Annotated in this window: 26 protein-coding genes and 1 tRNA gene; 6 read left to right on the forward strand and 21 right to left on the reverse strand. The window is 61.7% G+C overall.

Going from position 1 to position 26,477, the window contains the following annotated elements; all coding sequences use genetic code 11:
- Positions 1–52 precede the first annotated feature (52 nt).
- The gene (locus BD293_RS12230) at positions 53–1,399 is read right to left on the reverse strand and encodes a 3-deoxy-D-manno-octulosonic acid transferase (RefSeq protein WP_142082118.1); all 1,347 of its coding nucleotides are present in this window, start codon (positions 1,397–1,399) and stop codon (positions 53–55) included.
- 316 nt (positions 1,400–1,715) lie between these two features.
- Here BD293_RS12230 and BD293_RS12235 point away from each other — a divergent pair, with 316 nt between their 5' ends.
- On the forward strand, positions 1,716–2,906 hold the full coding sequence (locus BD293_RS12235; RefSeq protein WP_142082120.1) for a glycine C-acetyltransferase: 1,191 nt from the start codon (positions 1,716–1,718) through the stop codon (positions 2,904–2,906).
- The gene (gene tdh / locus BD293_RS12240) at positions 2,903–3,928 is read left to right on the forward strand and encodes an L-threonine 3-dehydrogenase (protein WP_142082121.1); all 1,026 of its coding nucleotides are present in this window, start codon (positions 2,903–2,905) and stop codon (positions 3,926–3,928) included. The genes BD293_RS12235 and tdh overlap by 4 nt, the downstream gene beginning before the upstream one ends.
- A gap of 30 nt (positions 3,929–3,958) precedes the next feature.
- Here the strand turns inward: tdh and hisG are convergent, their stop codons facing one another.
- From hisG to hisS, 3 genes are read right to left on the reverse strand one after another with little or no spacing between them, the layout of a single operon-like run.
- Positions 3,959–4,678, reverse strand: a complete 720-nt coding sequence (gene hisG, locus BD293_RS12245) for an ATP phosphoribosyltransferase (protein WP_142082123.1) — start codon at positions 4,676–4,678, stop codon at positions 3,959–3,961.
- Positions 4,675–5,760 (reverse strand): ATP phosphoribosyltransferase regulatory subunit, encoded by a 1,086-nt coding sequence (locus BD293_RS12250; protein ID WP_246086290.1) that lies wholly within the window; start codon positions 5,758–5,760, stop codon positions 4,675–4,677. Before BD293_RS12250 ends, hisG begins: the two co-directional genes overlap by 4 nt.
- Positions 5,757–7,412, reverse strand: coding sequence for a histidine--tRNA ligase (gene hisS / locus BD293_RS12255; protein ID WP_142082126.1), 1,656 nt, complete (start codon positions 7,410–7,412; stop codon positions 5,757–5,759). The genes BD293_RS12250 and hisS overlap by 4 nt, the downstream gene beginning before the upstream one ends.
- 254 nt (positions 7,413–7,666) lie before the next feature.
- On the opposite strand from hisS, the gene BD293_RS12260 reads away from it, so the two are divergent.
- Together BD293_RS12260 and BD293_RS12265 are read left to right on the forward strand one after the other, a co-directional pair.
- Entirely contained in the window at positions 7,667–9,148 is a 1,482-nt protein-coding gene (locus BD293_RS12260; RefSeq protein ID WP_142082128.1) for a replicative DNA helicase, read from the forward strand.
- 16 nt (positions 9,149–9,164) lie between these two features.
- On the forward strand, positions 9,165–9,557 hold the full coding sequence (locus tag BD293_RS12265; RefSeq protein ID WP_142082130.1) for a VOC family protein: 393 nt from the start codon (positions 9,165–9,167) through the stop codon (positions 9,555–9,557).
- Between the two features lie 62 nt (positions 9,558–9,619).
- On the opposite strand, the gene recR is transcribed toward BD293_RS12265, so the two are convergent.
- The 10 genes from recR to BD293_RS22710 form a co-directional block, all read right to left on the reverse strand.
- Entirely contained in the window at positions 9,620–10,219 is a 600-nt protein-coding gene (recR, locus tag BD293_RS12270) for a recombination mediator RecR (protein WP_142082131.1), read from the reverse strand.
- A gap of 14 nt (positions 10,220–10,233) precedes the next feature.
- Positions 10,234–10,578, reverse strand: a complete 345-nt coding sequence (locus tag BD293_RS12275; protein WP_142082133.1) for a YbaB/EbfC family nucleoid-associated protein — start codon at positions 10,576–10,578, stop codon at positions 10,234–10,236.
- Positions 10,579–10,593: 15 nt separating this feature from the next.
- A complete protein-coding gene (locus BD293_RS12280) occupies positions 10,594–12,378 on the reverse strand; it encodes a DNA polymerase III subunit gamma/tau (RefSeq protein WP_142082135.1) in 1,785 nt (594 codons plus the stop codon).
- A gap of 136 nt (positions 12,379–12,514) precedes the next feature.
- On the reverse strand, positions 12,515–13,309 hold the full coding sequence (gene pcaD, locus BD293_RS12285) for a 3-oxoadipate enol-lactonase (RefSeq protein WP_142082137.1): 795 nt from the start codon (positions 13,307–13,309) through the stop codon (positions 12,515–12,517).
- Positions 13,296–14,261, reverse strand: a complete 966-nt coding sequence (locus BD293_RS12290) for a threonine ammonia-lyase (RefSeq protein ID WP_142084553.1) — start codon at positions 14,259–14,261, stop codon at positions 13,296–13,298. The genes pcaD and BD293_RS12290 overlap by 14 nt, the downstream gene beginning before the upstream one ends.
- 8 nt (positions 14,262–14,269) lie before the next feature.
- On the reverse strand, positions 14,270–15,091 hold the full coding sequence (locus tag BD293_RS12295) for an alpha/beta fold hydrolase (RefSeq protein WP_142082139.1): 822 nt from the start codon (positions 15,089–15,091) through the stop codon (positions 14,270–14,272).
- Positions 15,092–15,211: 120 nt separating this feature from the next.
- Complete coding sequence (gene hisD, locus BD293_RS12300) at positions 15,212–16,513, reverse strand: histidinol dehydrogenase (protein ID WP_142082140.1); 1,302 nt, start codon at positions 16,511–16,513, stop codon at positions 15,212–15,214.
- Positions 16,514–16,999, reverse strand: a complete 486-nt coding sequence (locus BD293_RS12305; protein ID WP_142082142.1) for a DUF2948 family protein — start codon at positions 16,997–16,999, stop codon at positions 16,514–16,516.
- Positions 16,996–18,264, reverse strand: a complete 1,269-nt coding sequence (murA, locus tag BD293_RS12310) for a UDP-N-acetylglucosamine 1-carboxyvinyltransferase (protein WP_142082143.1) — start codon at positions 18,262–18,264, stop codon at positions 16,996–16,998. The genes BD293_RS12305 and murA overlap by 4 nt, the downstream gene beginning before the upstream one ends.
- Positions 18,265–18,276: 12 nt before the next feature.
- On the reverse strand, positions 18,277–18,438 hold the full coding sequence (locus BD293_RS22710; protein ID WP_170207128.1) for a hypothetical protein: 162 nt from the start codon (positions 18,436–18,438) through the stop codon (positions 18,277–18,279).
- A 96-nt stretch (positions 18,439–18,534) separates the two neighbouring features.
- Here BD293_RS22710 and BD293_RS12315 point away from each other — a divergent pair.
- Both BD293_RS12315 and alr read left to right on the forward strand, forming a co-directional pair.
- A tRNA-Thr gene (locus BD293_RS12315) sits at positions 18,535–18,609 on the forward strand.
- Positions 18,610–18,665: 56 nt separating this feature from the next.
- Positions 18,666–19,703 carry an alanine racemase gene (gene alr, locus BD293_RS12320; RefSeq protein ID WP_142082145.1) on the forward strand — a complete coding sequence of 346 codons (1,038 nt, stop codon included), beginning with the start codon at positions 18,666–18,668 and terminating at the stop codon, positions 19,701–19,703.
- 215 nt (positions 19,704–19,918) lie between these two features.
- On the opposite strand, the gene BD293_RS12325 is transcribed toward alr, so the two are convergent.
- From BD293_RS12325 to BD293_RS12355, 7 genes are all read right to left on the reverse strand, one after another.
- Positions 19,919–20,548 (reverse strand): 5'-methylthioadenosine/S-adenosylhomocysteine nucleosidase, encoded by a 630-nt coding sequence (locus BD293_RS12325; protein WP_211841021.1) that lies wholly within the window; start codon positions 20,546–20,548, stop codon positions 19,919–19,921.
- Between the two features lie 8 nt (positions 20,549–20,556).
- Positions 20,557–20,979, reverse strand: a complete 423-nt coding sequence (locus tag BD293_RS12330) for a universal stress protein (protein WP_142082148.1) — start codon at positions 20,977–20,979, stop codon at positions 20,557–20,559.
- 123 nt (positions 20,980–21,102) lie between these two features.
- Positions 21,103–22,335, reverse strand: coding sequence for an amidohydrolase (locus tag BD293_RS12335; protein WP_142082150.1), 1,233 nt, complete (start codon positions 22,333–22,335; stop codon positions 21,103–21,105).
- A gap of 78 nt (positions 22,336–22,413) precedes the next feature.
- Positions 22,414–23,367: an MBL fold metallo-hydrolase gene (locus BD293_RS12340; RefSeq protein ID WP_142082151.1), complete on the reverse strand. Its 954-nt coding sequence runs from the start codon at positions 23,365–23,367 to the stop codon at positions 22,414–22,416.
- 1 nt (position 23,368) lies between these two features.
- Positions 23,369–24,283: an MBL fold metallo-hydrolase gene (locus BD293_RS12345; protein ID WP_246086291.1), complete on the reverse strand. Its 915-nt coding sequence runs from the start codon at positions 24,281–24,283 to the stop codon at positions 23,369–23,371.
- Positions 24,284–24,516: 233 nt separating this feature from the next.
- Positions 24,517–24,807, reverse strand: coding sequence for an HU family DNA-binding protein (locus BD293_RS12350; RefSeq protein ID WP_142082156.1), 291 nt, complete (start codon positions 24,805–24,807; stop codon positions 24,517–24,519).
- A gap of 161 nt (positions 24,808–24,968) precedes the next feature.
- Positions 24,969–26,450, reverse strand: a complete 1,482-nt coding sequence (locus BD293_RS12355) for an AMP nucleosidase (protein ID WP_142082157.1) — start codon at positions 26,448–26,450, stop codon at positions 24,969–24,971.
- Positions 26,451–26,477: the final 27 nt, after the last annotated feature.

The raw sequence follows: 26,477 nt of genomic DNA on the forward strand, positions 1-26,477 counted from the left end.
TCATTTGCTTTCGACCGATCTTCGGCCATATCTATGGCGCATGAGAGCGCCGCTACACAGCCCGCTTGCTGGCGGGCATACAGGCCAGATCACACAGATCAGTGGCAATTCTGGCGGCAAAACCGCGCGCAGATTCAAGCGGGGCAGCAGGGTTATCGGACTGGCCGCGATCCTGCCAAAGTCGCAACGCCGTGTCGGCGATGGCCTGCGCGTCGCCAGCGACATGACACAGGCCCAGATCAACAAGGTATTGATAATCAGCCTGAAGTAGATGCGGAATGCCGCCCGCTAAAATCACACGCTGCTGGCTGATCGGCTCGAACGGGTTATGACCGTGGCCGCCGAACAGCGTGTTGCCCATGAAGACCGCAAACGAACGCTCGATCCAGTTGCCCATCTCGCCATACGTGTCGGTGATAAAAACCTGATCGCCCGGTTTTGGCACCTTATCGACAGAGCGGCGCGAAAACGGTGTCCTGCTGGCGCGCACCAATTCGGCCATCTCTTCCGCCTGATCCGTCCAGCGCGGCACAAGGATAAGGCGAAACTCGGGCAGTTGCGCCCGCGCAAGGCGTGCAGCTTCCAGCAAAACCGGCACTTCACGATTTGACACCGAAGCGCATGTCAGCACGGGTGCGTCGCCCCACTGCGCGTTTATCAAATTGATGATTGGCGCTGACACGGTCAATGACGGGGCGTCCAGTTTCAGGTTTGGCGCACCCACGACCTTGCAATCTTGGCGAAACAGGGGCTGCGCGCTTGGTGCATCCTGTTCGGGGAAGACATGCACAAAATCTACATGTGCGTGCATCCAATGCGCAAATCGGGGCTGTTTGCGACACAGCTTGCCCAAGCGCCCGTTCATCTGCGCATTGACAAGGGCAACAGGAATGTCGCGCGCTTTCAGCAACTCCATTGTATTTGGCCACATATCGCCTTCGCCAAAAACAGCGAGGCCGGGTTTCCAATGGGCAAGAAACCGTTTGATCGCGGCGCGTGTATCCAGCGGGGCAAGCTGCGTGATGACGCGCGCACGCTCGCCAAGCCGCGCGAAGACAGCCTTGCCCGAAGCTGTGCGCGTCGTAATCAGGCAGGTCACTGCCGGGTCATGTGCCAAGAATGCGCGGATCAGGGGCAGCAGCGCTGTCGCGTCGCCCGGCCCAATGGCGTGCAGCCAGATCAGCGGGCCAGCAGGGCGCGGCGAAAGGTCAATCGCAAGGCGCTCTGGCACTTGCGCTGCATCTTCGCGGTGGGGGTGGCGTGCCGCGCGGGCACGCAGTGCCGCGATTATGACGCGGCTTGGCAGAATTCCCGTCAGCCCACGGTACAGCCGTAGCAAGAGGCGCTCTCTCACCTGCATATGTGCCCATGCACCGCGCTCGGCCAGCCTGAAGCTCATGCCGCGTCTTTCTCTCAAATAGCTTTTACCGCGTCAAAACTGTGCCGCAGGCGGAAGCAGCCTCATCGTCTTATACACGTTTATGTGATAGCAGGCTTATTGCCTACGGCAAGCCCCCACCTGCCAATCTGTGGCCAATCTTGACGACGGCGCAGAGTTCAAGAAGGCGCACAGCTGATGCGTTGACTTGCGCGCGGGCTTGGGCAATGCATGACTTATGCAAGATGTGACCGCCGACCAAGTCCTCTGCCACATGCCCTGACAAATGGTTCATCCGCGTTTAGGGACAATTATGGAACAACATCGGAGGCCCGCAATGCCAAACGCCTTTCTTGACGACATTCGCGCAACGCTTGGCGAAATCCAGACTGATGGGCTGTTCAAGACCGAACGTTTGATCACCACCCCGCAATCTACGCGCGTACATGTGGGTGGGCATGAGGTGATCAACCTGTGCGCCAATAATTACCTTGGGCTGGCAGACAATCCCGCATTGATCGCAGCAGCAACGCAAGCCATGACCGATCATGGCTTTGGCATGGCCTCGGTCCGGTTCATCTGCGGTACGCAAGACCTGCACCGCCAGTTGGAAACACGCCTCGCACAGTATCTGAGGTGCGAGGACAGCATCCTGTTCGCCGCCTGCTTTGACGCAAATGGCGCGTTGTTTGAGCCACTTCTGGGGCCAGAAGACGCCGTCATATCGGACGCGCTGAACCATGCCAGTATCATTGACGGTATCCGCCTGAGCAAGGCGCGGCGCTACCGCTACGCCAATTCGGATATGGTTGATCTTGAGGCGCAACTAAAGGCCGCCCGCGAAGGTGGCGCGCGCCATATCATGATCGCCACCGATGGCGTGTTCAGCATGGATGGCACTCTGGCCAAGTTGCCGGACATCCGCGCCTTGGCCGACCAATATGATGCGCTTGTGATGGTGGATGACTGCCACGCCACGGGCTTCATGGGGCCGCAGGGGCGCGGCACGCCTGCCCATTTCGGGGTGCAGGCAGATACCCTGACCGGCACGCTGGGCAAGGCTTTGGGCGGTGCCCTGGGCGGCTATATCGCCGGGCCGCAACCCGTGATCGATCTTTTGCGCCAGCGCGCACGGCCCTATCTGTTCTCGAACGCCTTGCCCCCGTCGATTGTCGCCGCCGGCATCGCCGCGCTGGATATTGTCGAGCGGGCCGATAATCTGCGCGCAACGTTGTTCGACAATGCGGCCCATTGGCGCGCGGGGCTGACAGATGCGGGGTTCGATCTGCTGCCGGGCGAGCACCCTATCATCCCTGTCATGCTCTATGACGCACATAAAGCGCAGGCGATGGCGGCGCGGTTGTTCGAGCTTGGTGTCTATGTGTCGGGGTTTTTCTTTCCGGTTGTGCCCAAAGGGCAGGCCCGCATCCGCACCCAGATGAACGCGGCCCTGACCCGCGCTGATCTGGATCAGGCGCTTGCGGCATTCGCACAGGCCGGGCGCGACACAGGGGTTTTGACAAAATGAAGGCACTGGAAAAATCCCTGCCCAAAGCGGGCTTGTGGCAGATCACGGCACCTGGCCCCGAAATTGGCCCCGATGACGTGCTGATCCGTGTCAACAAGACGGGTATTTGCGGCACGGATATTCATATCTGGAACTGGGATGACTGGGCGCAGCGCACTGTGCCGGTGCCGCTTATCACCGGCCATGAATTCGCAGGCGAAATTGTCGAGATGGGCCGCAATGTCACCGGCTTGGAGATTGGTCAGCGCTGTTCCGGCGAGGGGCATCTGATTGGCCGTGACAGCCGCCAGAGCCGCGCAGGCAAATTTCATCTGGACCCCGCCACGCGGGGCATTGGCGTGAATGAGCAGGGCGCATTCGCGGAATACCTGCGCCTGCCTGCTTTCAATGTCGTGCCCCTGCCCGATGCGATTGATGACGAGATCGGCGCGATCCTTGACCCGTTGGGCAATGCGGTTCACACGGCGCTGTCCTTCGATCTGGTGGGCGAGGATGTGCTGATCACAGGCGCTGGCCCCATCGGGATCATGGCGGCCGCAGTTGCCCGCCATGTCGGTGCGCGCCATGTAGTGATCACCGATGTGAACCCCGCACGGCTGGACCTTGCCACACGCGTGGCGGATGTGGTGCCGGTGAATGTCGCACAAGAAGATATGGCCGATGTGAAAGCCCGCCTGAAAATGCGCGAAGGCTTCGATGTGGGGCTGGAGATGTCGGGCAATCAGCAGGCACTCGATCAGATGGTGGAAAATCTGGTCATGGGCGGGCGCATCGCACTTCTGGGCATTCCGCCGGGCAAATCACCGGTGGACTGGTCGCGCATCGTGTTCAAGGCCATCACCATCAAGGGCGTCTACGGGCGCGAGATATTCGAGACATGGTACAAGATGATCGCCATGCTGGAAAACGGGTTGAACATCCGCCCCGTCATAACGCATCGCTTTCCCGCCGATGATTTCGCGCAAGGGTTCGAAATCATGCGCAGCGGCAGTTCCGGCAAGGTGGTGCTGGACTGGCGATGAGCCACACCGCTAACCCACGGCGCGCGCCCGCTATGCGTTTTGCAAAAGCGCGTCTGGCAGTGTCACACCAAGCTGCGCGCAAAACGCGCGCATGGCATCCGCCCCCGCGCCCCATTCGGCCCCGTGCGCCGCAAACAACGTCGCCTGCGAGCAATGCACAGGCGGGTCGCGCAGTATTTTCAGGTGGTTGGCGCGCAATGTCTCGCCGGTTGAGGTGATGTCGGCAATCGCCTCGGCGGTCAGGTTCTTGACCGTGCCTTCGGTCGCACCCTGACTGTCGACCAACTGATAATCCGCCACCCCATGCGCGCGTAGATAGTCACGCACCAGCCGGTGATATTTGGTCGCAATCCGCAACCGAAAGCCATGACGCGCGCGAAACGCGCTGGCAACCGCATCCAGATCATCCAGCGTTTCCACATCGACCCACGCCTTTGGCACCGCCACGATCAGATCGGCATGGCCGAACCCCATCGGCGCCAGTTCCACCACCGTTGCTGCCCAATCGGCCAGCTCCTCGCGCACAAGGTCCGACCCTGTGACGCCCAGATGTATGCGCCCCGCTGCCAGTTCACGCGGGATTTCCGAGGCTGACAGCAACACCAGCTTGACCCCCGCGACCCCTTCGACCGCGCCTGCATATTCGCGCGCCTCGCCTGTGCGTTTCAGGCTGACGCCCCGCTCGGCGAACCAATCAAAGGTTTTCTCCATCAACCGCCCCTTGGACGGGACGCCCAGCAGCACAGTCATTGCGCGCCCTCCAAAGCTGCAAGGGTTGCGGGCCGGATCACACCACCCACCGCCGGAATGGCACGCCCCTGCCCCAACACCGCCGTCAGCGCGTCATAGCGCCCGCCTGTGGCCACAGGCGGCAGGTCATCGCGCGCGGACAGAAAGCCGAACACGAAGCCGTCGTAATATTCCATCGTCGTGCGCCCGAAGCTTGCCTCAAACGGCAGGGTCGCGCTGTCTATTCCGGCAGTGTCCAGCGCATCCAGCCGCGCCTCCAACCGGTCAAGGGCGGGGGCAAGTGCGGCCCAGTTTTGCGCGCGCATCGCCGTCAGCCCGTCGCGCGCAGGTGCGGCCAATGACAAAATCTTCTCCAGCGCCGAGACTTGGTCCTGCGGGATGGGCGGTGTCTGGGCATCCTCCAGCAGCGTGGCAATACGCGCCTCGATTTCACTTTTGCTGCGCAGCCCGACCCTCTGGCCCGCCTCTTGCATCAGCGCGCCCGCAGGCTGTGCGCGCAGTTGCGCAACCAGCTCTGCGCGGGCCGCGGCCAGCGGGCCATGCCCGCCCATCCGCTCCAGCAATGCGCGAAAGCGCTTTGGCCGCCAGATATGGCGCATCAGGGCCGCCTTGCGCCGCTCCGAAGTCTGCAACCCCGCCACGGCGGCTTTCAGAATACCGATATCGCCGGTCATCGGGCGCAGGTCATACGCCCCCAGCAAACGCGCAAACAGCGCAAAGACTTCGGCATCCGCGCGCGCAGGATCATTGCGGGCAAACACCTCATAGCCGACTTGCAAATATTCGCGCGCCCGACCGCCCGCGCGCTCTTGCTTGCGAAACACCGGCCCCGAATAGCAGTAGCGCGCGGGTTCCGCGCCACCTTTCATATGCGCCTGCACAACCGGCACCGTGAAATCAGGCCGCAACATCATCTCGCCAAGCGCGGGATCATGGGTCACATAGGCGCGCGCGCGGATATCCTCGCCGTAGAGATCAAGCAGCGTTTCAGCGGGTTGCAGGATGTCCGCCGCCACAGGCAGCGCGCCCGCGCCCTGCATTCCGGCCAGCAACTCGGCGGCAATCGCCTCGGCCCGTGTCATCCGTGCCGCCCCATAATCTCGCGCACTGTGGCCACCAAATCGGCGCGCGGCACTTCGACCTGCGCGGGCTGGGATTTCCATTCTTCAAGCGTGGCATCAACGGCCAGTTTCGCGCCAAGGATCAGGTCTTTCACCTGCACCACATCGCGCGCGGCCTCATCCTCACCTTGAATGATGGCAACAGGACTTTGGCGTTTATCGGCGTATTTCAACTGGTTGCCGAAATTCTTGGGGTTGCCCAGATACATCTCGGCGCGAATGCCAGCGGTGCGCAACTCATTCACCATGCCCATGTAATCGGCCATGCGCGCGCGGTCCATGACGGTCACGACCACCGGCCCCTGTGCCGCATCCTCCAGCCGCCCCTTGGCGGCAAGGGCGGCCAACAAACGGTCCACCCCGATACTGACGCCCGTTGCAGGCACAGCCTGACCTGTGAAGCGCTTGACCAGATCATCATAGCGCCCGCCCCCTGCGACAGAGCCAAACTGGCGCGGGCGGCCTTTTTCATCAAGAATTTCAAAGGTCAGTTCGGCCTCGAAGACCGGACCAGTGTAATAGCCGAGGCCACGCACGACCGAAGGGTCGATGATGATGCGGTCAGGGCCATAGCCTTGGGCGGTAAGGAGTGTGATAATTTCGGTTAACTCACTTGTGCCCTGCTTTCCTTCTGATGACTCGCCTACGATTTCTCGAAGGGTGCTAAGAGCCGCATGATTCCAATAATGGTTTGCGGGGGACGGACTTTCGTTAGGAGCACGCAAGAGAGCAGCGAACAAACGAGAGAATTCCTCTGCTACACCCTGCCCACCGATAACATTAATCGGAGAACCATCATCCTTAGTATTGCTAACAAAATCTCTTATTTGCTTGCTGCGGGCCATCGCTTCCTGAGGGGCGTTCAAAAATGCCATCAAAGGCGCGATCTGTTCGTCACCCAGCCCCGCCCCCTTCGTGAAATCCCCGCTCTCATCCTTGCGCCCCTCACCCAGCAGCGCGCGTACGCCCTCAACTCCCAGCCGGTCCAGCTTGTCGATGGCGCGTAGCACGATCCCGCGCTCATGCTCGAACTTGGTCGGTTCCGCAGGGTCCAGTATCCCCGCAACCTCCATCACCCCGTTCAGCACCTTGCGATTGTTCACACGGATCACATAATCCCCGCGCGGAATTCCGACCTCTTCCAAAGCATCCGCCAGCATCGCGCAAATCTCGGCATCCGCCGCCACCGATGCCGCCCCGACTGTATCCGCATCGCACTGATAAAACTGCCGGAACCGCCCCGGACCGGGCTTTTCATTGCGCCAGACCGGCCCCATCGCATAGCGGCGGTAGGGGGTCGGCAGGTCGTTGCGATACTGCGCCGCCACCCGCGCCAAAGGGGCCGTCAAATCGTAGCGCAGCGCCAGCCAGTCGCTGTCTTCCTCCCATGCGAACACGCCTTCATTGGGGCGGTCCACATCGGGCAGGAACTTGCCCAGCGCCTCGACCGTCTCCACGGCGGATGTTTCCAGCGCATCAAATCCGTAGCGATGATACACCGCCGCAATCCGGTCCAGCATGGCCTTGCGCGCGGTCACTTCCGCGCCGAAATAATCGCGAAAGCCCTTGGGCGTCTCGGCCTTGGGGCGTCTGGGGCCCTTGTTTTTCGCCATCAGCGCGCACTCCTTGGCAACGGGTCGGCTTGGCCTTAGCCCAAGGGGGCGCAAGGGGCAAGAGCGCGGACCACCGCGCAGGAGCAGGACATGCACGCAGCCCGCACCCGCCCGCAGCATATTGCGGCATTTTCCTGCCAAGCCACCAGATAAAGCTTATCCACAGCCCACCCACAGGGTTATACAATTTGCCAGTTCCCCCCGAATCCTGCTATCACATCCCCAATCAAAGGCAGAGACAGGCAGGTGAGACAATGAACGAGATCACAGCGATCCGGTCGCAAGATGATGGCACAGCCAATGTAATGCCCCATAATATCGAGGCAGAGCAGCAGCTTCTGGGCGCGATCCTTGTCAACAATGATGTCTATGACCGCATTTCCTCGCTGGTGAAGCCCGAACATTTCCACGACCCTGTCCACCAGCGCATTTTCGAGATTGCCAGTGCGCGTATCCGCAAGAATGCGCTCGCCTCTCCGGTAACGCTCAAGGCCTTCATGGAAGACGATGAAGGGCTGAAGGAACTGGGCGGCCCGGCCTATCTGGCGCGCATCGCGGCGGCTGCGATTTCGGCCTATGCGGCGCGCGACTATGCGCAGATGATCTATGAATTGGCAGTGCGGCGTGACCTGATCCGGCTGGGGCAGGATATATCCGCGCGCGCCGCCCAGATGGATGTCACCTCAGAGCCGAAAGAACAGATCATTGAGGCCGAACAGCGCCTGTATAAGCTGGCCGAACAAGGCGTGGCCGAACGCGGCTTCCAAAGCTTTCTCAAAGCTGTCACCGATGCCGTGAACATGGCCAATGCCGCCTATCAGCGTGATGGCGGGCTTGCGGGCATTTCCACCGGACTGATTGATCTCGACAAGAAGCTGGGCGGGCTGCACCCGTCCGATCTGATCATCCTCGCGGGGCGCCCCTCGATGGGCAAGACCTCGCTGGCCACCAATGTCGCGTTCAACATCGCCAAGGCGTATAAGCATGGGATGAAGCATGACGGCACTGAGGGGGCGGTCGATGGCGGGGTCGTGGGGTTCTTCAGCCTAGAGATGAGCGCCGAGCAGTTGGCCGCGCGCATCCTGTCAGAGGCGTCGGAAGTGCCCTCGGAGCAGATCCGCCGTGGCGACATGACCGAAGGCGAATTTCGCCGCTTTGTCGAGGCCGCCAAGGCGCTGGAAGCCTGCCCGCTTTATATCGATGACACCCCCGCCCTGCCGATCAGCCAGGTGGCCGCCCGCGCACGCCGCCTCAAGCGTACACATGGGCTGGATGTGCTGATGGTCGACTACCTGCAACTGCTGCGTGGCACGTCCAAGGAAAGCCGCGTGCAGGAAGTCTCGGAAATCACACAGGGGCTAAAGGCCATCGCCAAGGAGTTGAACATCCCCGTGATTGCGCTCAGCCAGCTGTCACGTCAGGTGGAATCGCGCGAAGACAAGCGCCCGCAACTGTCAGACCTGCGCGAATCCGGCTCGATCGAGCAGGACGCAGATGTGGTGATGTTCGTCTACCGCGATGAATATTACCGCGAACGCGAAAAACCATCAGATCACGATCTGGACGGCATGGCCAAATGGCAGGAGATCATGGAATCCGTGCATGGCAAGGCCGAATGCATCATCGGCAAGCAGCGCCACGGCCCTATTGGCACCGTCGAACTCAGCTTCGAAGGGCGCTTCACCCGCTTTGGCAATCTGATCAAGCCCTGGCAACAGGGCGACCAGACTTTTTGACGACCATGGCCAGACCATGATCACCGGCGTCAATCATGTGACACTTGTGGTGGCAGACCTGCCGCGCGCATTGGCATTCTATGTGGATGCCTTGGGCATGGCGCTGCGCGCGCAGGGGCCGCGTTCCGCCTATCTCGAAGGCGGCACCTTGTGGCTGTGTCTGGAACAGGGCGCGCCCACCCCGCGCGCGGATGACAGCCACATCGCCCTGTCCTGCGCCACGTCCGATTTTGAAGCGCTCTGCGCGCGGCTGTCAGATGCGCCACGCTGGAAAACCAACCGCTCGGAAGGAGCTTCGCTTTATGTGCTGGACCCTGACGGGCACAAACTGGAACTGCATCTGGGCAATCTCGAATCGCGGCTTGCGCATTACTGCGCAAACCCGCCCGAGGGGATGACCATCTTATAACATTTTCTTGCCCGAAATACTCTGGGGGGAATGCGGCGCAGCCGCAGGGGGGCAAAGCCCCCTTACACCGCCTTGCGCGCGCGCAAGGCCGCGCCAATCGTGCCGTCATCCAGATAATCCAGCTCGCCACCCATGGGCACGCCTTGCGCCAGTGCTGTGACCTGCACGTCCAGCCCCGCCAGCGCATCGGCGATATAATGCGCCGTGGTCTGCCCGTCGACCGTGGCGGCAAGGGCTAGGATCACTTCGCGCGCGCCCTCGGCCTGCACCCGCGCCACAAGTTCGGGAATGCGCAAGTCTTCCGGGCCGACCGCATCCAGCGCCGACAACGTGCCGCCCAGCACGTGATAGCGCCCGCCAAAGATACCGCCGCGCTCCATCGCCCACAGATCGGCCACATCCTCGACCACGCAAATTTCAGCCGTTGCGCGTTTTGGATTGATGCAGATTTCGCATACCGGCAAGGTCGAGATATTGCCGCAGGTCGTGCAGGTCTGCGCGCTTTGCGCGACCCTGTCCAACGCCGCCAGAAGCGGGCGCAGGCTTTGGTCGCGCCGCTGGATCAGATGCAGCACGAGCCTGCGCGCAGAGCGCGGCCCCAGACCCGGAAGCCGCGCAACCTGCGCAATCAGCGCCTCGATCTCATTGGGCGCGCGGTCCATCACTTCCTATCCGCTCAGAAAGGCAGGTTCATGTCGCGCGGCAGGCCCATGGCCTCGGTCAGTTTGCCCATCTCTTCCTTGGCGCGCGCCTCGGCCTTGGCTTGGGCATCCTTGATCGCAGCAAGGATAAGGTCTTCGACCACTTCCTTGTCATCGGAGTTGAAGATCGAGGGGTCGATATCCAGTGCTGTCAACTCGCCCTTGGCGGTTGCCGTGGCTTTGACCAGCCCGGCCCCGGATTCGCCGGTCACAGTGATTGTCTTCAGGTCTTCCTGAAGCTGCGCCATCTTGCCCTGCATGTCCTGCGCGGCTTTCATCATCTTGGCCATATCGGCCATTCCGCCCAAACCTTTCATCATCTCATCAGCCTTTCTTCATGTTTCTTCAAACGGGTCCCAGTCGGGATCGAAAACGTCTTCTACTTCGGGCAGTGCCTCGGCGGCGGCATCGGATTCAGCATCGCTCAGGTCTCTGATCTCTGTGATCTTTGCACTGGGAAAACTTTCGAATACGGCCGCGACAAGGGTATTTTTCAGCGCCTCATCTTCTTTTTCACCCAATTCTGTGGCGCGGCGCTCGGCCAGTGTCGTGCCCCCCCCACCAGAGGTGACAGATACGCCCCAACGCACCCCTGTCCAGCCCTGCAAGCGCCCGGCCAATCGCGCGGCCAGATCGGGCGAGGCCGCCTCGGTCGGCTCAAACTCGATCCGGCCGGGGGAATATTTCACCAGCCGCAAACAGGTCTCCACCTCGACCAGAAGCGCCATGTCGCGTTTTTCGCGGATCATGGCAACGACGGCGTCGAAATCTGGGTAATGCGCCAAAGCCGGTACGGCGCCGGCCAGCGCCGCCTGCGGGCCCGCCCCGCGCCCGCCACCATTTCGGTGCGTCGCCGGTCCGGCATGGTCTTGCGGTGCGGGCGCGCGCGGCGGTCTGCCCGCGCCGCCCCCGCCCGGCCCAGCACCTGGCCCAACACCTGGCCCCACACTGGGGGGGGGCTGGTCATGCCACTTGCGCACCAGTTCTTCAGGGCTGGGCAGATCGGCCACATGTGTCAAGCGGATGATCGCCATTTCTGCTGCCATCATCGCATTCGGCGCGCTGGCCACTTCTTCCAGCGCTTTCAGCAGCATTTGCCATGTCCGCGTCAGCGCACGCATCGGCAGGGCTTGGGCCATGCCCGCACCCCGGTCACGTTCCTCGGGGCTGAGGGTGGGATCATTGCCTGCATCCGGCGTGATCTTGGTCACACTCAGCCAATGTGTGATCTCGGCCAAATCGCGCAAAACCGCCATCGGGTCCGCGCCATCGGCATATTGCGCAGCCAGTTCGGCCAGTGCCGCCCCCGCATCGCCCCGCATGATATGATCGAACAGATCTAGCACCCGTGCGCGGTCCGCCAGCCCCAGCATGGCGCGCACCTGATCGGCGCTGGTTTCGCCCGCGCCGTGGCTGATCGCCTGATCCAGCAGGCTCATCGCGTCGCGCACCGACCCTTCGGCGGCGCGGGTGATCAGCGCCAGCGCGTCTTGCGCGACTTGCCCGCCTTCGGCCTTGGCGACCTTGTCCAGATGGGCAATCATGATTTCAGGCTCGATTCGGCGCAGATCAAAGCGCTGGCAGCGCGACAGGACGGTGACCGGCACCTTGCGGATCTCGGTCGTGGCAAAGATGAATTTCACATGCGCAGGCGGTTCTTCCAGCGTTTTCAACAACGCATTAAACGCGTTGTTGGACAGCATATGCACTTCGTCGATGATATATATCTTATACCGCGCAGAAGCCGCCCGATAAGCGACCGACGCGATAATCTCTCGGATATCATCCACGCCCGTGCGCGAGGCCGCGTCCATTTCCAGCACATCGACATGGCGGCCATCCGTGATCGCGCGGCAATGCTCGCACACACCACATGGCTCTGTGGTTGGTCCGCCCGCGCCGTCAGCCCCGATACAGTTCAACCCCTTGGCGATGATCCGCGCCGTGGTGGTTTTGCCGGTGCCGCGAATGCCGGTCATGATGAAAGCATGGTGAATGCGGTCTGCCGCAAAGGCATTGCGCAAGGTGCGCACCATCGCATCCTGCCCGATCAGATCGGCAAAACTCTCGGGGCGGTATTTGCGCGCCAGAACCTGATAGGGGATTTGCGTCTCGCTCATGCGGGTCTGCCTGTCTTGATGCACCGCATCTTAACGCGCACGCGCGGCGATGGGAAACGGGATTTCGACCTATCAGCGGATCGCGTGCGTTTTGGTGCGGGAATTTGAGTATTTAGAGCAAGAAAATGCGACATGGTCACTCTGCTACCAGACCGTGTGTCTTTAGGAAGCGATTGAATATTTCAGCATAGGCAGCAGGATGTTCGACATGGGGCAAATGGCCTGCGCGCCGCAGCAATGCAAATTCCGACCCTGCCACCAGATCGACAGTTTCGCGGACCAGATCAGACGGGGTAGAGCCGTCGCGCTCGCCCGCGATCCCCAAGGTGGGCAGTTTCAGACCGGCAGTGGTGCTGTAGAAATCCGTGCCTGCGATTGCTTCAGCGCAGCCCGCCCAGCCCTCGACAGGGGTTGCGAGAAACATGTCGCGCCACAGCGCCAGATCGGGACTGGCGCGAAAGCTGGCGGTGAACCAGCGCGCCATCGTGGCATCGACCAAGGCAGACAGCCCCTGCGTGCGCGCCACCGCCGCGCGGTCGCGCCACATCTGGGCAGTGCCGATGCGCGCTGCGGTGTTTGACAGCACCAGTGCGCGGATCAGGTCGGGGCGCTTGACTGCCAGCCCTTGCGCCACCATGCCGCCAAGCGACAGCCCGACAAAGACGCAAGCGCGGATATTCAGGTGGTCGAGCAGCGCTTCGGTATCGCGCACCAACTGGCCCATGCTATACGGGGTCTGCGGCACATCCGACAGGCCATGGCCGCGCCTGTCATAGCGGATCACGCGCAGCCCCGGCGCAAGATGAGGTAAAAGCGCGTCCCACATCCGCAAATCCGTGCCCAGCGCATTCGAGAAGACAACCGGCAGCCCGTCCCTTGGCCCGTCATCGCGGACATGCAGCTGGATATGCCCAAGATCAGCGCGCGGCATCCCCGTCCCCTTGTGCGAAAGCGGATTGCAGCACAGCGCGGTCCACATTCCCGCCAGAGGCCGTGACGATAACCGCCGCGCCCGAAATCTGGCCCGGATGAAACAGGGCTGCGGCCAGCGCCACCGCGCCGCCCGGTTCCAACACCAGCTTTAGTCGGTTATGCGCCAGCACCATAGCGCGCAGCGCATCAGAATCACTGACCACCAGCCCCGGACCACACAGGCGCTGCAAAATGGGCCATGTCAGCTTGCCGGGGCGCGGTGTGACGATCGCATCGCACAGGCCCGAGCGTGTCGGATTCTCCACGACCTGCCCTGTTGCCAGCGATTGCGCGACATCGTCGAACCCCTCCGGCTCGACAGTGCGGACCTGCATCTGCGGGGCCTGCCGTTCCAGTGCAAGCGCTATACCCGATGTCAGCCCGCCGCCCCCGCAGCAGACCAGCACCTGCGCCTCGTCCACACCTTCGGCCCGTGCCTGTTCGGCGATTTCAAGCCCGACGCTGCCCTGACCCGCAATCACCTGCGCGTGGTCAAAAGGCTGGATCAACTCCAGCCCGCGTTCGGCCGCCAAGGCCGCGCCCAAGACGTCACGATCCTCGCGCGTGCGGTCATACAGCACCACCTCGCCCCCCAGCGCGCGGGTATTGGCAATCTTGATCGCGGGCGCATCGCGCGGCATGATGATCAGCGCAGGCAATCCGCGCAGCCCCGCCGCATAAGTTACCCCCTGCGCGTGATTGCCCGAGGAAAACGCTATCACACCGCGCGCGCCCTTTGGTAGCGATGTGATTGCCGACCACGCACCGCGAAACTTGAAGCTGCCGGTATGTTGCAGGCATTCCGCTTTGACGAAGACCCTGCGCCCCGCGATTTCGTCGAGAAAGGGCGACGAGAGCAAGGGCGTGCGCCGCGCATACCCTTCAAGGCGCTGTGCCGCCGCAGAAATCATGTCGTAGTTCACAGGCACATCCCCAGCCACTCATGAATGACTTGCAGCGACTCGCGTTCATCCAGAAACGGGATATGCCCGCGCCCCGGCACTTCGGCAAACAGCATATCCGGGCGCAGGCGCTGCATCTCGGCGGCGGTTTCAGCGCTTAGCAAATTGGAATTGGCCCCGCGGATCAGCGCCAGCGGCATCCCGTTACAGGCCGCGAACATCGGCCATAAATCCCCGCCGCCCCCCTCCATCGCCGCCAGAAAGGCATCGCGCAAGGCCGGGTCATAGTTCAGCTCCAGCCCTTGATCAGTGGCAATGAAATGGCGCTGCGCTTCTTCCAGCCAGCGTCCTTCAGGCATGTCCGAAAATTCAGGCGATGCACGTTCCAGCGCGATTGCGGCCTGAGCATGGCTCCAGGCCGTCGGGGTTTGCCCGATATACTGCGAAATCCGCGCCAGCCCCTCTGCGTCAATCACCGGCCCCACATCGTTCAGACACAGCCCCCGCAACCTGTCGCGCGCGACTGCGGCCAGATACATGCCGATAATCCCCCCGCGCGAGGTGCCCAGCACGGCCACCTGATCCAGCCCCAGATGATCCAGCAGCGCAATCACATCCGCGCCTTCCTGCATCACTGTATAGGTCTGCGCGCCTGTCCATTGCGACTTGCCGCGCCCCCGATAATCCAGCCGGATCAACCGCAAGGGGGGCAAATGCGGTGCCAGATAATCGAAATCCGTCCCGTTGCGCGTCAGCCCGGACAGACACAGGAGCGCGCGCCCATGGCCGTCATCGGTGTAATGCAGCTTTGCCCCATCGGGCGCTGTGAAATACGGCATGGCTCTGCCCCCTGCTGATGCTGGCTACAGGATTGACACGGCGGGGATGAAAGGAAAACCCCTTCCCCATTGTCTTGCCAAAAATACTCACACTCCCGACATCTGCAACTCGGTGCAGCGTCAGCGGTTCAGGCGCTCCAGCCGGGCGCGCACACTCAACCCATGCGCCTCAAGGCTTTCGGAAATTGCCAGTTGTTCGGCCGCAGGGCCAATCGCGGCCAGCGCTTCGGGGGTCATTCGGGCCAAGGTGGTACGCTTCATGAAATCCAGCACTGACAGCCCGGACGAGAACCGCGCCGAGCGGGCGGTGGGCAGCACGTGGTTTGGCCCGCCGACATAATCGCCAATCGCCTCAGGCGTCCAATGGCCCAGAAACACAGCGCCTGCATGGCGAATGCTGTCCAGCAGCGCATCGGGGTCAGCCACGCAGAGTTCCAGATGCTCGGGCGCGATGCGATCTGACAAGGCCGCCGCCTCGGCCAGATCGCGCACCACGATTACCGCGCCATAATCACGCCAGCTTGCACCCGCGATGGCGCGGCGCTCCAATGTTTCAAGGCGCTTGTCCACAGCCTGCATGACTGCGCGGCCAAACCCCTCATCCGTGGTGATCAGCAGCGATTGGGCATTCTCATCGTGTTCGGCCTGCGACAGCAGGTCCAGCGCGATCCAGTCGGGGTCATTGTCGCTGTCTGCGATGACCAGTATCTCGGATGGGCCAGCGATCATGTCAATCCCGACGCGACCAAAGACGCGCCGCTTGGCGGCTGCGACATAGGCATTTCCGGGTCCGGTGATCTTGTCCACAGGCGCTATGGTTTCAGTACCATACGCCATAGCCGCCACGGCCTGCGCGCCACCAATGCGGTAGACCTTGTCCACACCCGCAAGCCGCGCCGCCAGCAGCACCAGCGGGTTGACCACCCCGCCCGGTGTTGGCGCGCAGATGACCAGATGTTCCACCCCTGCCACCTGTGCCGGGATCGCATTCATCAGCACCGAGGATGGATAGCTTGCCAGCCCCCCCGGCACATACAGACCCGCTGCCGCCACTGGCCCCCAGCGCCAGCCGAGTTCCGCGCCATATTCATCGTGCCAGCGCATGTCTTCGGGGCGCTGGCGCGCGTGATAGGCGCGGATACGGGTGGCGGCCAGTTCCAGTGCCGCGCGCTCATGCGCTGGCACACGGGCGCATTCGGCCTCGATCTCGTCTGGTGTGAAGGCGAGTGTTTCGGGGGTCAGCGTCAGGCGGTCAAATTTCGTAGTCAGCTCGATCACGGCGGCATCGCCGCGCGCGCGCACATCTGCGATGATCGCGGCAACCGTGTCATCGACATCAACCGCGTCTTCGCGCTTGGCACTCAGCAATGCGGTAAAGCCCGCCTCGAAATCCGAGGCGCGGCTGTCAAGAAAAACGGGCATTCAGGCGTCCTTGTCCAACGGGTGTTCCGGCGCCTTGCGCGCGGGGGCGCGATAGGGCCGCGTCACGTCAGATAGGGCGACATCCAGACATTCCACCTCCAGCCGGATTTCCCCGTCACCAGCAAGGATCAGCGACACATGGCCCGCACCATCTGCGCCCGGATGAAACTCCAGCGCCAGCAGCGACAGGATCAGGTTCGCATCCGCCCGGTCAAACCCGGTGGTAGCAGCGCCCATCACATCATGGATCATCAGCACGGACTGTACGCGCTCATAGTCGCCACCCGGTGCCGCCCGTGCGTGATCTTCCCAGCGAAAGCGATTGATCAGCAGCGCAAAGCGGCGGCGCTTGCGATCAAAGGACATTTCCGGTGTGGGGAAAACCGCATCCTGAACCAGCGCCGAGATCACCTTCAAATCATCAGCGTCCAGCGCTTGCAGGCGCAGCGGGCGTTCGGCCCCATCTTCAAACCGTGCATCACTCATGTGTGCTTGATCCGCTCTATCTTGGCACCACACGCGCCCAGCTTGTCTTCGACATTCTCATAACCGCGGTCCAGATGGTATACGCGGCTGACAACTGTTTCCCCTTCGGCGGCAAGGGCGGCAAGGATCAACGAGACAGAGGCGCGCAGGTCGGTCGCCATTACCGGCGCACCGCGCAACCGCTCGACACCTGTGACAGTGGCGGTCCCGCCATGCACGTCGATCTGTGCGCCCATCCGCGTCAGTTCCGGCGCGTGCATGAAGCGATTCTCGAAAATATGTTCTTCCAGCACCGAAACACCATCGGCGCTGCACATGGCGGCCATGAATTGTGCCTGCAAATCGGTCGGGAAGCCGGGGAAAGGTTCTGTTGATACATTCACCGGGCGCAACCGGTCTGACGTGCGGCTGACGCGCAGCCCGCGCGCCGTCTCGGTCACTTCGACCCCGGCTTCTTGCAACTTGTCGGCAAATGCCTGCACCAGATCCAGCCGTCCGCCCAGACATTCGACCGTGCCGCCAGCGATGGCAGGGGCCAGCATATAGGTGCCCAGCTCGATCCGGTCGGTCACGACAGGGTGGGTCGCCCCCCCAAGGCTGGCCACACCCTGAATGGTGATGGTGCTGGTGCCTTCGCCCTCGATCTGCGCGCCCATGCGGCGCAGACATTGGGCAAGATCGACGATTTCAGGCTCGCGCGCGGCGTTTTCCAGAATGGTCGTGCCCTTGGCCAGTGTCGCCGCCATCAGCGCGTTTTCCGTGGCCCCGACTGACACGATGGGAAACGCAAAGCGCGCGCCCTTCAGCCCGCCCGGCGCTTTCGCATGTACATAGCCATCGCGCAGGTTCAATTCCGCGCCCAGTGCCTCCAGCGCGCGCAGGTGCAAATCCACAGGACGCGCACCGATGGCACAGCCACCGGGCAAGGACACAATCGCATGCCCGTCGCGTGCCAGCATCGGGCCCAGCACCAGAATAGACGCCCGCATCTTGCGCACGATGTCATAATCGGCGCGGTGCGAGGTCAGGTCATGGCTGGACAAGGCCAGCACCTTGCCATCTTGCAAGCTGGCCACCTCAGCCCCAAGCGAGCCGAGCAGCTCGGACATGGTGCGAATATCCGACAGGCGCGGCGCATTGGTCAGCGTCAGCGGCGCATCTGTCAGCAGCGTGGCAGGCATCAGCGTCAGGCAGGCATTCTTTGCACCCGCAATCGGGATTTCCCCTGAGAGGGGACCATTCCCGGTGACAACGATCGAATCCATGTGCTCTGCCCTTTACTCTTTATCTTTTTGCACGGTCTGTGGCGCATCTGAGCGCGCGCGAGTTTGCGCCTTGCGTTTGGCGATATTCGCTTTCAGGGCAGCTTTCAACCGTGCGGCCCGCGCCGCATCGCGGGTTTTTGCCGACCCTGCTTTATTTGCCTTGGTTTCACTCATGTCCCCTCGTAGCGCAAGTTTCAAAAACCGTCCAGATAAGGGTTGCACAGCGCGAAATTTCCGACTACCTAGCCGCGGCAAGCGCCGATAGGCTATGCTGTGGTAGCTCAGTGGTAGAGCACACCCTTGGTAAGGGTGAGGTCGAGAGTTCAATCCTCTCTCACAGCACCACCCCTCCTTGTATTTTCTGACTTGACCTCTGGCGTAAGCTGGCGCAAGGGCGGGGCATGGGACAGGCTCAACTTTCGATCGACCTCAAGGCACTGCAATCGAACTGGCGCGCGCTTGATGCGCAGTCGGGCGCGCAGGTGCAAACCGCAGCAACCGTCAAGGCCAATGGCTACGGGCTGGGCGCGGGCCATGTGGCCCATGCGCTGGCCCATGCAGGGGCGCGGCGCTTCTTTGTGGCGCTGGCCGAAGAAGGGGTTGCCGTGCGCGCGGCGATCGGACCTGACCTGCCCATCCATGTCTATGGCGGGCATATGGAAGGCGATGCGCGCCTGATATCCGAGGCGCGGCTGATCCCCATGCTCAATTCCACCGAACAGTTGACCCGCCATTTTGAGGCGTTGAACGGCCACCCGTTCGGCATTCAGCTGGATACCGGGATGAACCGACTGGGGATGGAGCCCGCCGAATGGGCCGCAGTCGCCGAGATTGCGCTGGCACAGGGGCCCGAACTGCTGATGTCGCATCTCGCCTGCTCGGACGTGCCCGACCATGACATGAATGCACAACAGCTCGACCTGTTTCACCAGATGACTGATGGCACAGGGGTGCCGCGCTCGCTTGCGGCCACGGGCGGGGTGCTGCTGGGCAAGGACTATCACTTCGACATAACCCGCCCCGGCATTGGCCTGTATGGCGGTGATCCCTTTACACAGGCGCAGCCTGTTGTGCGCCTGAGCATTCCTGTCATTCAGACCCGCTATGTCGATGCAGGCGAGACTGTGGGCTATGGCAACAGCTTCACGGCCCCGCATGACATGCGCGTGGCCACAATCTCCGCAGGCTACGCCGATGGCATCCAGCGCGCTTTGTCCCACAAGGCCACGCTCTGGGCCGAGGATATTCCCTGCCCGCTGATTGGGCGCGTGTCGATGGACTTGCTGACCATCGACATCAGTGATGTGCCCCATGACCCGGAAATGCTGGACCTGATTGGTCCGCATCAAAGCATAGATGACTTGGCAAATGTGATCGAGACAATCGGCTATGAAATCCTGACAGGTCTGGGCCATCGCTACGCGCGGCGCTATCTATAGCGCGTCACCGGACGAGATACTCAATTACGGAATGAGGGCTTTGCGGACGGTGGTGCGATGGATCAAGCCGCGCAGCGTCGGGCCGCGGTGCGGCGGTCTGCGATTGAAGCTAGAGCGATTTATGCTGGCCAAATCCGCGTAAGATCAGGGCATTCAGCCTAGGTCGCGCCAAAAAAGGGCAGCGCGCGCATTAGGCAGGTCGTGACCATTGGACCTCAGCCCAACAATTCCCCGGCCTCAAGCTGCGCGCGCAGCCTGTCCACCGCTTCGGCCAGACGCGCGTCGATGATGTGCAGGTATTCCGTCCAGCTGTGCAGCCCTTCCAGTGGGGCCGCCCCGTCAGATATGCCCCGCAGCGCGATCAGCGGCACGTCGAAGCGCTGGCAGGCCCGCAGCACCGCGTAGCTTTCCATATCGACCATATCCTCAGAAATCCCGTCATAGGCCGCACCCGAGACGATATTGGCCCCGGTCGACAGGCTGGCCGATGGCAGACCTGCGATCTGGTGGGGCAGCGCCAAGCTTGCAGGCAGGTCCAGAAACGGCGTGACGCCCTTCTCGAAGCCCAGCGCTGTGGCATCCATATCGCGGTATGCCAACGAATGGGCCTGATAAACTGTGCATTGCTCCAGCCGCGCAGACCCTGCCGAGCCGAGCGAGACGACCAGATCCGGCAAGCCTGTGCCCGCCTGCAAACCCGCCAGCGTGGCGACTGTGGCTACGGCCCCTTCGACCGGGCCAACCCCGGTCATGACCGGGGTAAACCGCGCGCGCAGTTCGGGGCCGTATTCCGCCTCCGCCGCCATCAGGAACAGGACGCGAAAGCGCCCAATTTGCGCGATCACAGGCGCTCTCAAGCGGCCGGAGGGCGGCGCGCGACATGCACGGCACACTGTGCGCGCGCCACAACCTTGCTGGCGGTCGAGCCAAGCAGCAGGCTTTGCGTTCCGGGCCGGTGCGAGGCGATGACAATGCACGCCACCCGTTGTGCGCGGGCATGTTCCAGCACCTCATGGGCGGCATCCCCTTCGGCCACGACAATCGCCGCATTCTCCAGCCCTTCGGCCAGCTTGGCCATATCCGCCTCGATGGCGCTGCGCATATCCTCGCGCCAGCCCTCGGGCAAGTAACTCAGGGCGAATACAGGTGCAGGCTCCATCACATGCATCAGCGTGATCTGCCCGCCCGGTGCAAGCAGCGCCTTCGCAATATCCAGCGATGGCGCGGCATCTTGTGCCGCCTCATAGGCGACGGTCACCAGAATATGAGAATACATAAGCGCTCCTCTCAGTGGGATTTACACTCTATTCAGAACAGGAAAACCGAAGAATGACCAGCCCTTCCGATACCGTCCCTCCGCCTGCTTGAAAATCGTTGGGCGGTGCGAGCGCGCGCGGGATCAAGGTCGGGGATCGCTGCGCCTGAAAGGCGCGACACCGCTAGGACTGAAAGCGGCCTTGGGGTGGGGATGTTTACGCGTCTCGTCGTGAATACCGGTCAGGATCTGTGCGAATATCGCCACCCCTGTCGTGATCAGAGCATCGGGGAAATCATAATCACGATTGTGCAGCGCCGGATGGCCCTCGCCTGCGCCAAGGAAGAACAAGGCCGTGCGGGTGCCTGCACTGAACGCGCCAAAATCTTCCGAGGCGCGCATGGGCAAAGCAAACTCACCATTTTGCACCCCAAGGGCGGTGCAAGCGCGCGACACATGCGTGGCCGCTTGCGGGTCATTATGGGTGGCGTTGAAATGATCGTGGCGGGTAACCTCCAACTTCACCCCCTTGGCATGCGCCTGCGCAAACGCGCAGATGTCCTGCTCGAACCGCTCCAATGCGCTGTCACTTACGGTGCGCAGGGTCACAAAGGCCTCTGCCTGCGCGGGGGCAATCCCGAAGGCGGGCACGCCCATGTTCAGATGGCACAACGTGGCCAGCCGGAAATCTGGCCCCATCGGTGGGGCGGTCGCATGGCGCGCCACTTCTGCCATCACTGCGGCCAATGCAGGTGCAGGCGAGGCACCCGTTTCAGGCAGAGAGGCATGTGCCTCGCGCCCCTGAAAGCGCAAGCGCAACCCGACCGAGGCGCAGCTTGCAGGCCCCGCCCCCACAGCGACCGTGCCCAGCGCCATGCCGGGCATATTATGCAGCGCAAAGGCCCAGTCGGGGCGCAGGGTTGCAAATTTCGGGTCATTCAGCACGGCGCGCGCGCCAGCACCGGTTTCCTCGGCGGGTTGGAACAGCAAGATCACCCGCCCGGTTGCAGGCCGGTTGCCCCCCAGCCACAACCCCAAGCCTGCCAGAATGGCCATATGCCCGTCATGCCCGCACAGATGCGCCACACCGGCGGTTTGAGAGGCGTAGTCAAGACCGGTCTGTTCCTGAATCGGCAGCGCGTCCAGCTCTGCGCGGAACATCACATGTGGCCCCGGTTGGCCGCTGTCATAGACAAAGGCCAGACCATGCCCGCCCAAGCCCTCAACGATCTGGTCGGGAGAGGTTGCGCGCAAGAACTGGCTGATGGCGTCAGCGCTCGCCGCTTCTGCGCCGGAGATTTCCGGTGCCTGATGCAAGCGGCGGCGCAGCTGTGTCAGGGCCGCAATTTGGCTGTCGGTCAGGATATGGTCGCTCATGAGACAATGTTTCGCGCGCCATTCGGGCAATGTCCAGCAGCCCCGCGCGCAAAACCTGCGCGCGGGGCAAGGATGCGATTATTCCCACTCCATTTCCGCGAAGACAGCACCCGCGTTGCGCGTTGCCAGTTCGTCGAATGTGTCAAGCTGGGTATAGGGCGACTGATCGACATAATAGGCTGTCGTCAGATCACCGCCCTCATCAATATGCTCGCCGATGCGCGCGCGCAGCCAGACCAGATAATCATGCGTATAGCGCCGGACCTGCGCCATGTTGGTGGGGTGCCCGTGACCGGGAATGACATAGGTTGCGCCCAATGGCTCGAACGCCGTTTCCCATGTCTCAATCCAGCACGAGGTGCAGGTTCCCTCGAATATCGGGGGCATACGTTCGTGAAAGGCAATATCGCCAGCAATCACAAGCGACTGTTCGGGCAACCAGACCTGCGTGTCACCGGGGCTGTGGGCGGGGCCAAGATGCAGCACCTCGATACGGAAATCGCCCATCGTCATCTCGACGCGATCCTCGAATAACTCGGTCGGTTGCATCGGAACAGTGCCTTCGGATTTCTCGCGCGCATAGTTTTGCAAGCTGGCAAGCGCCTGACCGGCGTCTTTCTCGAACTCGGCCGCAGCATCGACATGGGCCAAGATAGGCACGCCCTGTTCAATCCAGTAATTGTTGCCCAGCATGGCATGGCCCTGCCCGTTTTCGGCGACCACCAGCATCACATCCTGATCCGTGCGCGCGCGGATTTCTTCGTGAAGCGCCTGCGCGATCTGATAGGATGCGCCGGAATTGACGACGACCACCCCTTCGCCGGTGATGACGAAACTCAGATTGTTGTTATGGCCTGAATTTTCATAGGTGGGCGGAGCAGTTGCGCCGATAGAAGTCCAGACATTGGGGATCACCTCAACCGGTTTGTTATACAGCACAGACTGCGGATATTTGTCGGGTATATCCTCGGATGCGAAGGCGGCACCTGCCCAGAGAAAAGCTATTGCGAAAACGCCTGATATACGTGTCATCTCATACTCCTGCATGAAAACGGTAGCGGTTGTCGGCCAGTCGCTCGGCGCGGCCAATGCCGCCCTCTGGCAGATGAAAGCCAAGGATCGTCAGATCATCTGCGGTGATCCGGTCCAACAGGCGCAGCCGTGTTTGCGCCGCCTGTTCAAGGTCGTCATCAGAACCGGAATGCCATTCTGGCCGCTCGAACGCCAGATGATGATTAACCAGCGCATCGCCTGTCACAATCAGGCCCTGCCCGCCTGCATCCAGTACAAAGGACATATGGCCCGGTGTGTGGCCGGGTGTGGACATGGCCTGAATGCCCGGCAGAACCTCTGCGCCATCCTCGAACAGGGACACATGTTCCTCGACCTCTACCAGCCGCCGTTGCGCGCCCACTGCGAAAGATTGCCGCGCGGCACCAATGCTTTCAACCGTGTCAGGGTCCATCCAGTAATCCCATTCCGCGCGCCCCATCATCACCTCGGCATTGGGCAGCAGGGGTTCATCGAAATCATCCAACAGCCCCCAGATGTGATCGGGATGCGCGTGGGTGATGACCAGATGCGTGATGTCTTCGGGGGCAACACCGAGCGAGTCCATCGCCTGCATCATGTGACCGGCAGAGGGCATGAAATCCGGCCCCGCGCCAATATCGAACATCACCACGCGCGGCCCATCACGCAGCAAGACCAGATTGCAGGGCGGCTCGAACTGGTCGCCGCTCAGGCCGTGGCGGGCCAGCACTTCGGCCAATTCATCTTGCGGCATGTTCTCAAGCATCATGTCAGCCGGAAGTTCAAGATACCCGTCCGACAGCATGTCGATGCGCGTTCCACCGTGTTCCAGCGTGGTTCTTGCCTGTAGCCGCTGCGGAAGCGCAAGCGCCAGCGTTGCAGCACCTGTGCTTTGGATGAATCCTCGTCTGTTCATTATGTCTTTCTCCCTCATGCGAAAAATCGCATGATCCTGTCATACGTTGCATTGACGGATGCGAGGGAGAGCGCATCAAACTACACACCAGACCTTATAGGTCTTTGTGACAGATGCAAGACTACAGATATGTTGCACGCCGACAAATTCTGCCCATTGGGCGCATCAGCGCGCGCATGAAAAAGGCCACCCGGAAACCGGATGGCCTTTTGCAAATCTGTCATGGCGGTGGCTTAGCCGTTGACGGCATCTTTCAGCGCTTTTGCAATCGTGACCTTGACTGCCTTGTCCGCCGCTTTGGTCATTGTCTCGCCTGTTGCGGGGTTGCGAACCTGACGCTCTGGGCGCGCGCGGCACATGATCTTGCCGATACCGGGCAGCGTGATCGCGCCCCCTGCAGAAACTTCCTGCATGACCAGATCCGACACAGCGTCCAGCGCGGCTGCCGCAGTCTTCTTGTCAGCGTCCATCTTCTCGGCCAGTGCTGCGACGAGTTGGGTCTTGGTCATCGGTTTAGCAGTCATCTTGAACTCCTTAGGATAAGTTTTTTCTGGCAGCGACGCATCTGCGCCACTCAACGATGCGTTGCATTGCGAGCCGCATCTAGCCCGAGATTTCAGGGACTGGCAATCACCCCAACCTCAGAAAAAGCAGCTTTTCCACCGAAAAGGCCATAAAATGCCACTTACAGAAAGGCAGTTTCACTAAATGAGCGCAGTTTCCTGCTGTGAATTTTCTCTAGCGGCATCTCGCGCAGCAATTCCATCGCCCGAATCCCGATCTGCAAATGCCGCGCAACTTGGGTCTTGTAGAAAGATGACGCCATGCCCGGCAACTTCAATTCGCCATGCAGGGGTTTGTCTGACACACATAGCAAGGTGCCGTAGGGCACACGGAACCGGAACCCGTTGGCCGCTATGGTGGCGCTCTCCATATCCAGCGCAATGGCGCGCGACTGGCTGAGCCGCTGCACAGGCCCGGACTGGTCGCGCAATTCCCAGTTGCGGTTGTCGATTGTGGCGACGGTGCCGGTGCGCATGATCTGCTTGAGCGCGTAACCTTCCAGCTGCGTGACCTGCGCCACGGCATCTTGCAGCGCAATCTGGATTTCAGCCAAAGCGGGAATAGGCACCCAGACAGGCAAATCCGCATCCAGCACGTTGTCTTCGCGCAAATATGCGTGCGCCAGCACGAAATCGCCCAGCGCCTGAGAATTGCGCAAGCCCGCACAATGGCCCACCATCAGCCATGCATGCGGGCGCAACACGGCAATATGGTCGGTGGCGGTTTTCGCATTCGACGGCCCCACCCCGATATTGACCAGCGTAATTCCCGCCCCGCGCGGGCGCTTCAGGTGATAGGTTGGCATTTGCGGCAAACGCGGCTGCGCCGGGATGGCCCCGTCGGGGTCTGTCAGCTTGAAATTTCCGGGCACAACGAAGGACGTGTAGCCGCTATCAGGGTCGCGCAACTGCTCACGGGCGAAAGCCTCGAACTCATCAACATAGAACTGATAGTTGGTGAACAGGATATGGTTCTGGAAATGCTCGGGGTCGGTCGCGGTGTAATGCGCCAGCCGCGCCAGCGAGTAGTCGATGCGCTGCGCCGTGAACAGCGCCAGCGGGCGCGAGCCGTCATCATTCTGCGCGCGGTCGCCATTGACGATATCATCATTCGTCGTGGCCAGATCAGGCACATCAAACATATCGCGCAGCGACAAGGACAACTCGCCATTCTCCGGCAGGCTGACATCGCCGCGCCCCGCCATGGCGAAATGCAGCGGAATGGGCGTCATTGAGGGACCGATGCTGACCGGCACACCATGATTTTGCATCAAAAGCGATATCTGCTGGCGCAGGTAATGGCGAAACAGATCCGGCCGCGTCACCGTCGAGGCGTAGCTGCCCGGCTCGGACACATGCCCATAGCTCAGGCGCGAATCGATCTGGTCATAGCGCGAGGTCACAAAGCGGATTTCAGGGTAAAACGCACGATACCGCGCCGAAGTCTTTTCCCCGCTGACCACACGGTTGAACGCATCAATCAGAAATTTGGTCGATGTGGCATACAACTCTTCCAGATAGGCCACGGCTTTGTCTGCGTCGGTCAGGAACGGGTGTTCGGGCAATGTCGGCGTCAGGATGGAAAGTGTCTTGTTCGGTGTCATCTGCATTTTTCCTTATTGTGGTGGCAC

The sequence above is a fragment of the Roseinatronobacter monicus genome, assembly GCF_006716865.1.
Taxonomy (GTDB): domain Bacteria; phylum Pseudomonadota; class Alphaproteobacteria; order Rhodobacterales; family Rhodobacteraceae; genus Roseinatronobacter; species Roseinatronobacter monicus.